At 41.4% G+C, this 14,997-nt stretch carries 16 protein-coding genes; 8 read left to right on the top strand and 8 right to left on the bottom strand.

What is annotated here, in order from left to right:
- Nucleotides 1-236: 236 nt before the first annotated feature.
- From D5F11_RS22445 to D5F11_RS22430, 4 genes are all read left to right on the top strand, one after another.
- Complete coding sequence (locus tag D5F11_RS22445) at nt 237-1,307, top strand: ABC transporter ATP-binding protein (protein ID WP_120118371.1); 1,071 nt, start codon at nt 237-239, stop codon at nt 1,305-1,307.
- Between the two features lie 80 nt (nt 1,308-1,387).
- A complete protein-coding gene (locus D5F11_RS22440) occupies nt 1,388-2,221 on the top strand; it encodes an ABC transporter permease (RefSeq protein WP_185830867.1) in 834 nt (277 codons plus the stop codon).
- Between the two features lie 12 nt (nt 2,222-2,233).
- On the top strand, nt 2,234-2,995 hold the full coding sequence (potC, locus tag D5F11_RS22435; RefSeq protein ID WP_373316407.1) for a spermidine/putrescine ABC transporter permease PotC: 762 nt from the start codon (nt 2,234-2,236) through the stop codon (nt 2,993-2,995).
- A 97-nt stretch (nt 2,996-3,092) separates the two neighbouring features.
- Entirely contained in the window at nt 3,093-4,178 is a 1,086-nt protein-coding gene (locus D5F11_RS22430) for an ABC transporter substrate-binding protein (RefSeq protein ID WP_120118368.1), read from the top strand.
- Between the two features lie 204 nt (nt 4,179-4,382).
- Here D5F11_RS22430 and D5F11_RS22425 read toward each other — a convergent pair whose 3' ends face one another.
- Complete coding sequence (locus tag D5F11_RS22425) at nt 4,383-4,577, bottom strand: hypothetical protein (RefSeq protein ID WP_126646661.1); 195 nt, start codon at nt 4,575-4,577, stop codon at nt 4,383-4,385.
- Between the two features lie 68 nt (nt 4,578-4,645).
- Here D5F11_RS22425 and D5F11_RS22420 point away from each other — a divergent pair, with 68 nt between their 5' ends.
- The gene (locus D5F11_RS22420) at nt 4,646-5,725 is read left to right on the top strand and encodes an ABC transporter substrate-binding protein (RefSeq protein WP_120118367.1); all 1,080 of its coding nucleotides are present in this window, start codon (nt 4,646-4,648) and stop codon (nt 5,723-5,725) included.
- Here the strand turns inward: D5F11_RS22420 and D5F11_RS26955 are convergent, their stop codons facing one another.
- Nucleotides 5,726-5,899 carry a hypothetical protein gene (locus D5F11_RS26955; protein WP_185830862.1) on the bottom strand — a complete coding sequence of 58 codons (174 nt, stop codon included), beginning with the start codon at nt 5,897-5,899 and terminating at the stop codon, nt 5,726-5,728.
- Between the two features lie 121 nt (nt 5,900-6,020).
- Here D5F11_RS26955 and D5F11_RS22415 point away from each other — a divergent pair, with 121 nt between their 5' ends.
- A complete protein-coding gene (locus D5F11_RS22415; RefSeq protein ID WP_120118366.1) occupies nt 6,021-7,124 on the top strand; it encodes an ABC transporter substrate-binding protein in 1,104 nt (367 codons plus the stop codon).
- Between the two features lie 243 nt (nt 7,125-7,367).
- Here D5F11_RS22415 and D5F11_RS22410 read toward each other — a convergent pair whose 3' ends face one another.
- Entirely contained in the window at nt 7,368-7,547 is a 180-nt protein-coding gene (locus D5F11_RS22410; RefSeq protein WP_126646660.1) for a hypothetical protein, read from the bottom strand.
- Nucleotides 7,548-7,709: 162 nt separating this feature from the next.
- Between D5F11_RS22410 and D5F11_RS22405 the strand changes: the two genes are divergently transcribed.
- Nucleotides 7,710-8,297, top strand: coding sequence for a TetR/AcrR family transcriptional regulator (locus tag D5F11_RS22405; RefSeq protein WP_120118364.1), 588 nt, complete (start codon nt 7,710-7,712; stop codon nt 8,295-8,297).
- 12 nt (nt 8,298-8,309) lie between these two features.
- Complete coding sequence (locus D5F11_RS22400; protein WP_120118363.1) at nt 8,310-9,413, top strand: serine hydrolase domain-containing protein; 1,104 nt, start codon at nt 8,310-8,312, stop codon at nt 9,411-9,413.
- Here the strand turns inward: D5F11_RS22400 and D5F11_RS26950 are convergent.
- The 5 genes from D5F11_RS26950 to D5F11_RS22380 form a co-directional block, all read right to left on the bottom strand.
- Nucleotides 9,392-9,547, bottom strand: a complete 156-nt coding sequence (locus D5F11_RS26950) for a hypothetical protein (RefSeq protein ID WP_185830861.1) — start codon at nt 9,545-9,547, stop codon at nt 9,392-9,394. The genes D5F11_RS22400 and D5F11_RS26950 overlap by 22 nt on opposite strands.
- 548 nt (nt 9,548-10,095) lie before the next feature.
- Complete coding sequence (locus D5F11_RS22395) at nt 10,096-10,767, bottom strand: GNAT family N-acetyltransferase (protein ID WP_120118361.1); 672 nt, start codon at nt 10,765-10,767, stop codon at nt 10,096-10,098.
- A gap of 14 nt (nt 10,768-10,781) precedes the next feature.
- Nucleotides 10,782-12,125: an APC family permease gene (locus D5F11_RS22390; protein ID WP_120118360.1), complete on the bottom strand. Its 1,344-nt coding sequence runs from the start codon at nt 12,123-12,125 to the stop codon at nt 10,782-10,784.
- A gap of 14 nt (nt 12,126-12,139) precedes the next feature.
- Nucleotides 12,140-13,759 carry an amidohydrolase gene (locus D5F11_RS22385; RefSeq protein ID WP_425470899.1) on the bottom strand — a complete coding sequence of 540 codons (1,620 nt, stop codon included), beginning with the start codon at nt 13,757-13,759 and terminating at the stop codon, nt 12,140-12,142.
- An 82-nt stretch (nt 13,760-13,841) separates the two neighbouring features.
- Entirely contained in the window at nt 13,842-14,909 is a 1,068-nt protein-coding gene (locus D5F11_RS22380; protein ID WP_120118358.1) for an ABC transporter substrate-binding protein, read from the bottom strand.
- Nucleotides 14,910-14,997: the final 88 nt, after the last annotated feature.

Genomic DNA, 14,997 nt, shown 5'->3' with positions numbered 1-14,997 from the left:
TACCATTTAAATACATTCCAAAAAGGACAAAATTTCCGTCTCCTTATTCTATTTCGAATAAATTATGCAAAATCTCATAAACCTTTCTCCTTTTCATAAGATTTTTACTTATCAATTTATATAGATTGGGCATATAACTTTTGGCATATAATTTGCATTAATATTTTATAAGTTTTGTCGACGCTTAATATTCTGACTAAACGAATAGCAACTAAGACTAAAGGAGTGGTATTATTTTGAGTGAATTGATGGTGACATTGAACAATGTAGTCAAAAACTTCGATGACAACGTTGTGGTAAAAAATATTAACATGGATATCAAATCCGGAGAGTTTCTCACCCTTTTAGGACCATCAGGGTGCGGAAAAACCACAACCCTTCGCATGATTGCAGGATTTGAACAGCCAACTGATGGAGAAGTCATTATAGATGGAAAAGAAGTCAGCAATATCCCCCCACACAAGAGGGATGTTAATACAGTTTTCCAAAGTTACGCCTTATTCCCTCATATGAATGTTTCTGATAATGTCGCTTTTGGTCTTAAGATGAAAAAAATAAACAAGGATGATATTAAGCGCCGTGTAATGGAAGCGCTTAAATTAGTCCAACTTGAAGGCTTTGCCAAACGCAAACCCGATCAGCTCAGTGGAGGACAAAAACAGCGTGTCGCTATCGCACGCGCCTTGGTCAACAGCCCGAAGGTTCTGCTTCTTGATGAGCCCCTTGGGGCACTAGATTTAAAACTCCGAAAGCAAATGCAGGTTGAATTGAAACATTTGCAACAAAAGCTAGGCATTACCTTCATTTATGTAACACATGACCAAGAAGAAGCGCTGACTATGTCTGATAGGATTGCCGTTATGAACGGCGGTATTATCGAACAGCTTGGTACACCAGATGAAATTTACGACCGTCCAGCTTCTCGCTTCGTTGCAGATTTTATTGGTGAAACGAACTTATTTGAAGGAAAAGTGGTCGGGTTAGACGAACAACATGCTTATCTCGACCTTTCCGGGCATAAAGTACCAATCATTCCAACAACCAAAGTATCGCTGGATGAAGAAGTGTCAATGGCCATTCGACCTGAGCGTGTGCAGCTGCATAATGAATTGAACGGAGCCGGATTCGCCATTCCAGGTAAGGTCGTAGAGCATATTTATGTAGGATCCATTATCAAAACGGTCGTGTCCCTTCCCGGCGGGGATCAAGTCACTGTCAACAAAACCCCGGAAGTGGCTCATTCGTTCGCTGTTGATCAAGACGTATATGTGAACTGGGAGCCTGACAAGGCGGTGATCATTGCATGATGGAAACCAACGTTGCACCAGCTGATAAAACTCCGGTGATGTCCAAGAAGAAGAAGCGTCCAAGCGGTCGATTGTTCGGAATGGCATGGACACTCTCTCCTGTTACGTTTTGGCTTGTATTGTTTTTTATTTTTCCACTTCTTTTCATATTACTCATCAGTTTTGCCACAAGGGGATTATATGGCGGAGTGGAATATAGCTTTACATTAGAAAACTATACCCGTTTTTTTGACCCCCTCTATTTGAAAATTTTGTGGGACTCATTGGTTATAGCTGGTTTTACAACCATCTTATGTCTAGTCTTTGGTTACCCATTCGCTTATATCATTGCAAGAGCACCAAAGAAATACCGAGCATTTCTAGTAATGCTTGTCATGGTGCCTTTCTGGACAAATTCACTAGTCAGAACGTATGCATGGATTGTCCTTTTGCGTACAGAAGGAGTCATTAATATATTACTGATGAAGATAGGCATCATTTCCGAGCCATTGGCCATGTTGTACAACCACGGTGCTGTAATGGTCGGTTTGACCTACACCCTATTTCCATTCATGGTATTACCGCTTTACGCATCCATTGAACAGTTGGATAAGTCGTTGTTGGAAGCATCAAGCGATTTAGGGGCGAAACCTTGGCAAACGTTTATAAGGATCACTCTTCCGCTCACAATGCCTGGAGTAGTTGCCGGCGCCCTGCTTACATTCATCCCCACACTTGGGTTGTTCTTTATCCCGGATTTAATGGGGGGTTCCAAGTCACTCTTGATCGGAAACCTGATAAAAAACCAGTTCCTGACAGCAAGGGATTGGCCGTTCGGCTCTGCTGCATCTATGATTTTGATGGTGCTGACACTAATCTTTATCCTCATCTATCTCAGAATCGGCGGTAATAAAAAAGGACTCGAGGTGTTGTAGATGAATCTTCGATTGAAAAAGTTGCCATCGATTCTATATGCATTATTCATTTATGGGTTTTTATATATTCCGATTATTATATTGATCGTATTCTCTTTTAACAAATCAAGGTTGAATGCCGTATGGACGGGTTTTACCTTTGAGTGGTATGGGAAATTAATGCAAAACAGTGACATTCTGGCAGCAGCAAAAAACAGTTTGACCGTCGCTTTCGTTTCAACCATTGTTGCCACAATGATCGGAACGGTCGCCGCCGTCGGAATGTATCGCTTTCATTTCCGTGGCAAAACTGCACTCGATGGGATGCTGTACCTCCCTATCGTCATTCCGGAAATTGTCATGGGGATTTCTTTGCTGGCCTTTTTCGCACTTGTCAACGTTCCCCTTGGCATTACAACATTGGTGATCGCCCACATAACATTCTGTATTCCATTTGTTGTCGTTATCGTCAGGGCGAGGCTGGAAGGCTTTGATCCATCAATGGAAGAAGCCGCAAGGGACCTAGGGGCAAATGAATGGCATACTTTTACAAAGGTGACCCTGCCCATCATCGGACCTGGGATCATGGCAGGTGCGCTTTTGTCCTTCACTCTTTCGCTTGATGATGTGATTATCAGCTTCTTCGTAGCCGGGCCAAGCAGTACTACTTTACCTTTGAAGATCTTTTCGATGGTGAAGTTCGGCGTATCACCTGAAATTAATGCACTTTCCACAATACTGCTTGTCATTACCTTGTCAATCGCAGTCTTCTCTCAACTTAGACTAAACAAATAAATAAAATAGCCGATTCAATAAAATATAGCCGGTACTCAAAAGGTACCGGCTATTTAAGGAAAAGAGAATTCCAAAAAATATAAAAGGGGGAAATATTTTGAATTTTACAAAGGATACTGGCAAATATATCGTTCTTTTCATTATGGCAGTGTTTGTCGGGACCTTCGCTACCGGATGTGGTAAAAGCAGCACATCTGGCGAGAAAGCTTCAAAAGACAATGGTGACGGAGAGCTTAATTTATTCATCTGGTCTGAGTACATGCCCGATCGGGTGATTAAACAGTTTGAAAAAGAGACCGGAATCAAGGTCAACTATAATGTTTACTCATCCAACGAAGAAATGCTGGCAAAAATCAGTGCCGGTGCAGCTGGATACGATATTTCCGTTGCAAGCGATTACATGGTTGAGATTATGAGAAAGCAAGATTTACTTGAACCTATTAATAAAGACAATATTCCCAACATGAACAATCTGGATGAACAGTTTTTAAATCCGACTTTTGATCCGGGCAATGAACATTCTGTTCCTTATATGTGGGGGAATGTTGTTATTGCCGTAAACAAAGACGCAGTGAAAAAAAATATCAAAAGCTATGAAGACCTATGGGATTCCGAGTTCAAGAACTCCCTTGTTGTTTTGGATGATCAAAGGATTTTGATCGGAATCGGAAATAAGCTTCAGGGTGAATCAATGAACTCAACGGACACGAAAGTGATCCAAAAATCAAAAGACCTTCTGATTGATCTTTTGCCAAATATTAAAGCATATGACAGCGACAGCCCAAAAACAATGCTTGTAAACGGCGAAGCGAAAGCCGGTATTGTATGGGGTGCCGAAGCATATCTTGCTTCAGTTGAAAATCCAGCCGTTGAAACTGTCCTTCCTGAAGAAGGAACCAATATTTGGATGGACAATTTTGTAGTTCCAAAAGGAGCACCAAACCAAAGGAATGCTGAAGCTTTCATCGATTTTATTTTACAGCCTGAAGTGAGCGCCGAGATATCCAAAGACTTCCCTTATGCGAACCCGAACCTTTCAGCCCATGAATTTATTGACGAAAACATTTTGAACGATCCTGCGGTCTATTCGCCCAAAGAGTTTTTGGATAAAAGTGAATTTTTCACAGACATTGAGGATGCTATTCTGGAATACGACCGTGTCTGGTCGGAGATAAAGCAGTAAGAAAAGCGGAGGGCGACGTTTAGCGGCGTACAGACTGGAGTGACTCCGACGAGATAAAGGAAAACGAAGTGCGAGAGTGCCTGCTTATCGGCGCAAAGCTAGACGAACGGTGAAGAAGGCGTAGTTTGCCTTCATCAAAGATTGCCTTATGACCTCGAGCCGATGTTGACTTATTGCAGGAAGGAAAAGAGAGTCCACTTAGGCCTAAAGACGACAAGTCAGCGCTAAACCACAAAAATGGAAGCAGTTATCAAATGCGCCCTGGCGTATTTGCGCCCAGATTTTATCGAGCTCCGCTCGATAAATTTCCTCTGAAAATCTGTGGCATCCGCCAGAGGCTTTGACTTTGTTCAGCCGGGGGTTGAACCCCCGATGAATGGAATACCAATATGCATTCATCTCACCACTTATAGAAGTGGGAGACTTCTGCTGAATGAAGTTAAACCAATCAGACAAGGAGGCATTTTATGAATCGAGGAGGCAATATTTTTGCAGGCATGGTCATTACTGTCCTGCTAGTAAGCATCTTTTTATCAGGCTGCGGATCAAGCAGTACTTCTGGAGGAAAAGAATCAAAAGAGTTGAATGTTTTTAACTGGACAGAGTACATTCCTGAGGTCACCATTAAAAAATTTGAGGAAGAATATGATGTAAAAGTAAATTACAGCATGTTCTCATCTAATGAAGAAATGCTGGCAAAGGTTGCAGCAGGTGGAGGCATATATGACCTGACAATGGCAAGTGATTATATTGTCCCTGCCATGGTTGAACGGGATATGATTGAACCGATAAATTTAGAGAACATATCGAATTTCGATAATTTGTTAGATGACTATATTGATCAGGATTTTGATTCGGGGAATAAATATTCCGTACCGTTCATGGGAAATACTCTATCCCTTGCTGTAAATCCTGATTCAATCGGAGTCGATGTATCCGAAATAAAAAGCTACACCGATTTATGGAACCCGGAATTGAAAAATAAATTGGTTGTTCTCGATGACCAACGCATGATTATCGGGATGATCCTTAAGTCTCTCGGGTACAGTGCGAATGATACTGACCCGAAACATCTAGAGGAAGCTAAGAAGAAGATGGTTGAACTCCTTCCAAATATCAAAGCTTTTGACAGCGACAGTCCAAAACAAATGATGGTGAATGGGGAAGCTTCAGGAGGACTGGTATGGGGTCCTGAGATTGCCTTAGCTCAAAGAGAAGGAGGAAACTTTGAGACCATTATCCCTGAAGAAGGTCTTCTTATTACGATGGACAACTGGGTCATACCAAAGGGTGCCAAAAATAAAGACCTGGCTGAGAAGTTTATCAACTTTATTTTAGAGCCTGAAATCAGTGCGGAAATCGCACAACATCAGCCTTATATTAATCCAAACAAAGAAGCACGCAAGCTGATTGACGAAGAAATCCTCAATAATATTGCCATTTATCCACCTGAAGAGGAAATCGAACGCCTCGAATATATCAAGGATATTGGAGAATCGATCCAATTATATGACCGAGTCTGGTCAGAAGCAAAAGGTTCACAATAATTAGACGTATAGAGGAGGTTCCCCTCCTCTATATTTATCAAATACGTCTTGGCGTATTTGCGCCCAGATTTTATCGAGCTCCGCTCGATAAATTTCCTCTGAAAATCTGTGGCATCCGCCGGAGGCTTTAACTTTATTCAACCGGGGTTTGCCCCCCCTTGAATGGAATACCAACATGCATTCATCTCACCACTTTCAGAAGTGGGAGACTTCTGCTGGATGAAGCTAAACGTGAATTAATAGAATATTCACTACACAAAAATAAACTTTTTTTACATTGGAAAGGAGTCGGCAAATGACAAAAATGGGATATCAGCGATTTGCATGGTCAGTTGTTTTTTTATTATTGATCAGTTCGATTTTAGCAGGATGCGGTGGAAAAAGCCCTCCTGAATCTCAGAAAGCATCTAGTGATGCAGACAGTGAAGAGGATCAAATCACAGGAGAATTGAATCTATTTAACTGGTCTGAGTACATGCCGGACAACGTAATCAAAAAATTCGAAAAGGAATACGGCGTCAAAGTGAATTACAGTGTATACTCTTCCAATGATGAGATGCTGGCAAAAATAAATGCTGGTGCCTCCGGTTACGATATAGCCGTTGGGACAGATTATATGGTGGAGGTCATGCGGAAAGAGAACCTGCTTGAGCCAATCAACCTCGATAACATTACCAATCTCAATAACATTGATGATCAATTTTTGGATAAGTCTTTCGATCCCGGCAACGAGTATTCGGTACCCTATATGTGGGGAGGCGCATTTATCGCTTACAATAAGGATACAGTAGATACTGAGATTACGAGCTATAAAGACTTATGGAAACCGGAATTCAAAAATTCTCTAGTCATATTAGATGACCAGCGCATTATGCTCGGCATCGCCAATAAAATGCAGGGTGAATCCATGAGCTCGACTGACCCGAAGGTCATTGAGAAATCGAAAGAACTTCTTATCGATTTACTACCCAATATCAAAGCTTTTGACAGCGACACACAAAAAACAATGCTTCTGAATGGCGAAGCCAAAGCAGGAGTCGTATGGGGTGCCGAAGCTTATCTTGCTTACAACGAAAATCCTGCTATCGAGACCGTACTTCCTGAAGAAGGCATGTACCTGGGAATCGACTGCTTCATCATACCAAAAAATGCTCCCAATAAACGTGCGGCAGAAGCCTTCATTGATTTCGTACTGCGACCGGAAGTCAGTGCTGAAATAACAGAGGATTTTCCATATTCGAACCCTAACAAGGCTGCGCATGAACTGATCGGTGAAGAAATCATGAACCATCCCGCTGTCAATCCACCTGAGGAAGAATTGGAAAAAGGAGAATTCTTGAAGGATCTGGGTGAAACCGTACTGGACTACGACCGCGCCTGGTCCGAGGTGAAACAGTAAATATGTTGAAAATCCTAAAGGAAGGAAAGCTTCTTTTAGGATTTTTTTGGTCCATATACAATACGATAATTAAGGAATTTGGGCAGAATATATACTGGTTGAATATACTAATCAACCCCGAAAAACCGCACAACCTTTTCCTTTTGCCCGCTATTCAAATGTTTGATCAAATACAAAGTTCAGCAGTAGAGAAATGCTATGATTGCTAACCAAACGTTTGATTAATAATACACATACTTTCGATTAACTCCGAGAAAACAGAAAATTACAGTCTCCCCTCTTTCCTAGTGAACAATCAAAATCAAATGCGCCTTGGCGTATTTGCGCCCAGATTTTATCGAGCTTGGCTCGATAAATTTCCTCTGAAAATCTGTGGCATCCGCTGGAGGCTTTGACTTTATTCAGCCGGGGTTTGCCCCCCACTGAATGGAATACCGATAGGCATTCATCTCACCACTTACAGAAGTGGGAGACTTCTGCTGAATGAAGTTAAAAGACTTTACAAACTGTCATCCACATATTATAATGCACGTTATATAACATATGTTATATAACGACCTTAACATATAAAAGGAGAGACTATCAATGCCCCCAAAGAAGAAGTTTTCAAAAGAACAAATAATAAATTCTGCTTTCCATATAGCCAAAACAGAAGGTATTGATAAAATAACTATCCGAAAAGTCTCTGATTATTTAGGCTGTTCCAGTGCTCCTATATATGTCAATTTCAATGATGTGGAAGAGCTCAAACAGGCAGTGGTCAAAAAGATGGTTGATTGGAGCCAGCAGTTAATTCATGAACAAAATTCCGGCAACCCTTTTGCCGACATAGGAATTGCCAGCCTAAAAATGGCAACGGAATACCCTGTTCTCACACAGGATATTGTGCTGAAATCAAACAGATACTTGAAATATTATGACCAAGATATGAGCGGTGAATTTGTGGCCCTTATGAAGCAAGTTCCAGAGCTTGAAGGTTTTACTGAAAAAGAACTTATGACCATCTTATTGAAGATGAGAATTTTTCAAATTGGCCTCACACTCATGGTAGCGAATAGACTGCTTCCCGAAGAATTTAACTTAGACAAAATGATTGATATGTCAAACAGCGTAGCTGAAGATATCGTCATAGCATCTCGCATGCGCAAGGAAGAAAACAAAGACAATATTTAGGGAGGGATTACGATGGTAAAGACATTGGAAAAATCATTTATTGATCAATCCTTATTAAATCAAGCAGTGAAACAAATGGTGAAAAATAAAAACAATTTTGGTGCTGTGTTATGTGTGGAACAAGGAAATGATTTTTCTTGGATCAATTCAGCAGGCAACCTTAAAGTTAATGATCAGTTCTTTATTACCAGTGTCACGAAATTATTTGTTACAGCCGTCATTTTAAAATTAAGAGCAGAAAATCGGTTGCATCTGGATGATAAAATATCGATCTATCTTTCCAATGACATAATGGATGGAATACACGTTTTAAATGGGGTGGACTATTCAAATGAAATTACGGTTCAACACCTTATCTCCAATACCTCAGGCATAGCGGACTATTTTTTTCAAAAGCAAGCCAATGGTAAAGCAGGAGGTTCAAATCTCTTTAAAGGTCAGGATGAAGCATGGCCATTAGAAAAAACACTGGAGAGTATTAAGCAAATTAAACCACAATTTAAGCCAGAACAGAAAGCAAGTTATTGCGGAACAAACTATCAACTCTTAGGGAGAATCATAGAAAATATAGCAGGCATGAGTATCAAGGATGTCTTTAAATCTTATATTTTTGACGAGCTGAACTTATCGAAAACATATGTTTATGAAAATGAAAATGATACGAAGCCCGTTTCGCTCTACTACAAATCCCAGTCTTTACATCTTCCTAAATTCATCTCATGTCCTTCTTTTACTCCTGAAGGGGGCATTGTATCCACAGCTCAAGAAACAATGACCTTTCTGAAGGCTTTTTTCAACGGACGTTTTTTTCAAAAAGAGGAAATTGAATCTCTAAAAAAATGGAGACTTATCTTCCGTCCCTCACTATTCTACTATGGAATTGGCTTGGAGAAGTTATGGGTACCTAGAATTGTATCTCCGTTTAAACCTATTGGGGACATCCTCGGATTTTGGGGTCAATCAGGTGCTTTTGCCTTCTATCACCCAAAACGGGACCTATACTTTACAGGTACGGTCAACCAATCCAGTGGAATAGGCCATAATTCGGCCTTTAACGCTATGATTAAGATTATCAAAGCAGTAGATGATAGAGGTCACAAATCAAATGCGCCTTGACATATTTGAGCCCAGATTTTATCGAGCTCCGCTCGATAAATTTCCTCTGAAAATCTGTGGCATCCGCCGGAGGCTTTGACTTTATTCAGCCTGGGTTTGAAACTCCACTGAATGGAATACCAATATGCATTCATCTCACCACTTACAGAAATGGGAGACTTCTGCTGAATGAAGTTAAAACTAAACAACAAGCCAGTGAAAAAACGGCATGCCTTCTGCCCCTCGAATGCTAATCAAACGTTTGATTAAAAAATAGACGCTTTCTTCGCTGAACCTCAAAAAACCGCACTTCTCCTGCCTTTCTATAACGAATCAAATGTTTGATTAGATCATTTGTTCAGAAGTAAAAAAAGCTGATCATTTTAACCAAATGTTTGATTAGATTCATTTTCTCTCAAAATATTTTCTCAATCTTGGCTACACCAATGTCGTACAATGTTTGTTCCCACCGCTTAAAGACCACTCCCTTGTCGGCAGAACAGATGACTGGCATTTCCTTATACTTAACTAACGTATTTATAACAATGACAGCGGCCTTTTGAACGGGCTTTCCCCCATTCCTGAAAGCGAACCTTTTTTAAGGCCAAAAGAGGATACGTTTTCTCCATTATTATCCCTGCTTCTTTTCCTAGTTGAAGTTCAAAGACGTATTGTTCGCCAAACAACAATACGTCTTTGCTAATTATGATTCAAGGCGCAGAAACGGGTTTTTCCACTCCATTAATGCTGCATAGTTGCAAGACTCTTCATCTTCAATGTAATTCGGTAAAACTTGGATTGGGCTACGCCCGCAGTGCAGCAAAAAAGTTACAACGGGGTCCTTGATATTTCCCTCCATGACCCGGTTCAAATACTCCTGAGCGCTCATATCATTTTGATACTTATGGTAAAAAGGCATTCGAGCCCCGCCAAGCAGCCGTTCCAGCCCCTCATGCACAACCACTTCATACATAGACTGCATCAGCCACTTGCCGAGACCCAGCTTTCGATATGCAGGTTTGATACAGATATCCACAATGTATATGGCATTTCCGCCTGGATCATGATTACGGATGTACCCATCATCCGTAATCACCGACCATGTATGCTCCGGCTGGGCTGGATCAAAGTCGATCACCAGCCCCGTTATTGAACCCGCCATTTCCCCTGCAATTTCCACACATAAAGCACCTTGCGGGAACCTCTCGACATGCTCTTTCAGCTGTTCTTCGTTCCACCAGAGATCAGGCGGAAAAGGCGGAGGGAAGCTTTCCTTTTGTACATCGATCAGTGCCTGAAAATCATCCTTTGCGTAGTTTCTGACAACAGCCTGAACAGGCTGGTCCCCATCGAAGACATACCATTTTTTATACAAACGAAACGCCCCCCTTAAGAAACTTTTTCATCAAAGCTTAACTCAGGCGGTTTTTCCCTGAACATTTTTGTTAAATAGGCGAGGTACACAGCTCCTATAACAAACCAACTGACTCCCAGCATAAATGCCTCCTTGCTTAAGCTGGTCCACAACCAGAGACATAGCACGATTCCAATCAAAGGAATTACCAAATAGAGAATGGAATCTTTCGTGGACCGCCGTTTGTTTTTAAAGAAGTAATGAGCGATAACAGATATGTGGACAATCGTGAAAGCTGCAAGGGCCCCAAAACTGATAAAAGAGGCAACTGTATCTAATGAAAATACCAATGATGACAACGCTAATAGACTCACAATAACTGTACTGTACACCGGTGTTCTGTATCTGGGGGAAATATATCCAAATATCTTTTTGGGAAGGATTGTATCGCGTCCCATAGCGAACAGAAGCCTGGATACGCTGGCATGGGAGCTTGTCGCTGATGCGAAACAGCCCAATATATATCCGGCTAGGAACATGGCTTTAAATAGATTTCCTCCGATAAAAACAGCAATCTGAAGAGGAGCAGAGTCCGGATCTTCAAATGACATATAATCCGGATAGACCATTTGCCCAATATAAGAAACAATGATGAATAGAATACCGCCGATAATAGTTACTAGAAAAATAGCTTTGGGAATATTTTTTTTTGCATTGACTGTTTCTTCCGATAATGTTGTGACCGCATCAAATCCTAAAAAGGACAGGCATAAAATGGCAGCCCCTGCAAAAACTAAGGAAGGCGATCCTTCAGGATTGAAAAAAGGTAAGGTCGAAAATAAAGTCCCGGTTCCGCCTCCGCTTAAAATCGTTTTAACAGAAAGAACCAAGAAAAACGCAATCACAATGATTTGAAAAGCGATTAAAAAGAAATTGACATTCGTGACAACTTTTATTCCCCTTATATTAATAAACGTTACGATTAAAATGGCCAAGATTACCCAAACCCAATTTGGTACCGAGGGAAACTCGGCATTTAAATAGATTCCGATAACAAGATAATTGATCATAGGAAGAAATAAGTAGTCCAATAACAATATCCAGCCTGTAAAAAAGCCAACATGGGAATTAAGTGACTTTTGCGCATAAGTATAGGCAGATCCAGTATACGGAAATGCTTTTACCATTCTCCCATAGCTGTATGCGGTGAACAGCATTGTCAATAAAGTGGCAATATATGCCGCCGGCAACATTCCCAATGTCAGCTGCGATACGATGCCGTATGTTGTAAAAACGGTCATCGGTACCATATACGCCAACCCAAAAAGTACTACAGGAAACAGGGTGAGCACCTGTTTAAATTCAGTTTCTGCTTTCATCAATTGTCCCCCTTTTACTCTCTATCTTGATAAACGACTTTCCCATCCATAACCGTAAGCTTTACCTTTGCTTCTAGTAGTTGCTCGGGCTCTATGGCGAACAAGTCTCTGTCCATCACAATTACATCCGCCAGTTTTCCTTTTTCCAATGTTCCCAGCTTACTCTCCATAAAATTGCCAAAAGCAGGGCCGGCAGTATAATGCTTCAAAGCTTCTACTAAAGGGATTTTTTCTGTTGAATTCCAGCCTTCTTCCGGCTCTCCATCGTTAAACTTTCGTGTAACAGCACGGTAAATCTCTAGCATCGGATTCAATTCGACGACAGGAAAATCACTCCCAAACGCCATGGGCGCCCCTGATTCTCCCAAAGTCTTAATCGGCCACATATATTGATCCCTTTCTTTCCCCATGCGGGACAAATATACATTGTCCTCATATTTTTCGGTAATCGCCATATGCTCAGGTTGCATGGAAGCAACCACGCCAAGTTTTGCAAAACGATGGATATCATCCGGATGAATCACTTCAATATGCTCAATTGCATGCCGTGAATCCCGCTGGCCGTTTTGCTCTTCGGCTTTTTCACATAGATTCAGCCCAAGTCGTACCGCACCGTCTCCACATGCATGCAAGCGAACACGAAAACCCTCACGGTCAGCCTCCGCCACCCATTGTTCCAAAAGCTCAGGCGGCAGGAATGCTTCCCCTTTTTCTGACGGATTGTCGGAATACGGTTCGACCATTAATGCTGTGTATGTTGTTGCAACACCATCCAGAAATTGTTTTAACCCTGAGAACTTTAATACATTTGACTGATATTCCTCACGCAGTCTTCTTGCCTGAGTCAAATCCCCATTTAGCGGACTGAGGAAAAAGGTTCTGACCGTCAACTTATTTTCCTTTTCAAACTTCCGGTAAAGGGCGAGATCCCCCACTTCAAAACCCGGAAGAGGCAGCATATCGCTGACTGATGTAATTCCCAGTCGATTCGCTTTGGCTAAGAAACGCTCCATTAATTCAACTGCCTTCTTTTCCGGAATTTTAAACGCCTGATCAACCGCAAGCCTCATAGCCGTCTCCAATAAAATCCCCGTCGGCTTCCCGTCTTCATCTTTCATAATCATCCCGAATGGCGGGTTTTCCGTGTTTTCATTGATCCCCGCCAGCTCCATCGCTTTACTGTTGAGCCAGGCCCCATGGCATTCAGCATTTAACAGAAATACAGGGCGGTCCGGAATCACTTCATCCAGAATAGTCCGATCGGGCATCTCCTTTTTATCCCAGAAAATATGGTACCAGCTAAAACCTAGAATCCATTCATCATCCGGACGGCTGTCAGCAAACTCTTTTACCTTTTGGGCTGTTTCTTCAGCTGAACGGGCATCAGCAAGATTTACATAATCCTCAAAAAAACATCCCAGTGTCAAATGGATATGGAAATCGTGAAAGCCAGGCATAATCGTTTGATTATCAAACTTGTAAACTTGCGTATCATTTCCTATATATTGTTCTGTGCCGTCTTGTTTACAAACATCGATAATCTTTCCATCCTTGATAGCTATACCGCCTTCCATCATCTCCTTACCTGTAAAAATACGATTTCCCTGAATAATCATATCTGCTACTTTGACCAATTGCATTTCCCCCTTGAACCGCTACTTTTTCGTAACCCCCTGTTGAATCTACTCAATACTAGAAATCAATCCCCCCTTAACTCTACTGTTTTACCTCAGACCAGACACGATCGTACATCTGCAGAGCTTCGCCGACGTCAATTGCATGTGCCGCTTTTGGATGATCAATACCTTCTCCAACAGTCATTTCAATCTCTTGCCTAATGTCATCAGGAAGCAATGTCATTGCTTCTTCATTCGGATTCACATAAGGATGGTCAAGAGTGATCTCCTTGCTGACTTTAGGATCAAAAATGAAGTTGATGAATTTTTCTGCATTTTCTTTGTTCTTCGCTCCCTTTGGAATGACAAAGTTATCCTGCCACAGGCTGAGGAAGTCTTCAGGAATAATGACTTTGATGTTTGGGTTTTCCCTCATGGCAAGAGCTGCTTCGGCACCATAAACGACTCCGGCCTTTACTTCGTTACTGATTAAAAGATTCTTCGCATTATCACTGTCGTAAACCTTAATATTCGGCTTCAGTTTTTTCAATTCTTCACCTGCTGCCACAATTTCATCTTCTTTCGTACTGTTTGAGTTATATCCAAGCATGCTCAGCATAGCACCTAGCATAGTACGCGGGTCATCCAAAATGACAAGACTGTCCTTGAAATATGGATTAAACAAGTCTTTATAAGATGTCACTTCAATGTCCTTATCAACCAGCTCTTCGTTTACAACAATGACCTCTGTTCCCCACATATATGGAAGTGAATAGTCATCATTCGGATCGAAGTCCCATCCAAGATAATCTTTACCTATATATTTCAGGTTCGGTATATTCTCTTTAGTGATCTTTTCCAATTTATCTTGATTGATCAGAACTTCAATAAAATAAGTGGATGGCACAGCAAGGTCAAATTCTCCGCCGCTGACGTTCAGTTTCGCGATCATTTCCTCATTCGAAGAGATCTCGCTATAGTTCACCTTGATTCCGGTTTCTTCCTCAAACTGCTCAATTAAATGCTCAGGCAAATATTCAGACCAGTTCATAATATTGACGACTTCCTTTTTCGATCCACCCGTACTGCTGCCGCATCCTGCCAAAACAACGCCAATTAAAATGACAGCGGTTACAAAAATAGCTGGGTTTTTCAAGCGTTTCCCCATTACTGCCATCCCCCCCCTGATTTTTATATTTGAATCAAAAGGCCGAGCAATAGCCCAGCCTAAAGAAAAAGCAACGGCGATACATTCG

The sequence above is a fragment of the Siminovitchia terrae genome, from assembly GCF_003605405.2.
Lineage (GTDB): Bacteria > Bacillota > Bacilli > Bacillales > Bacillaceae_C > Siminovitchia > Siminovitchia terrae.
Note: the sequence above shows the minus strand (reverse complement) of the source record. Positions and strands in the feature narration are given on the sequence as shown.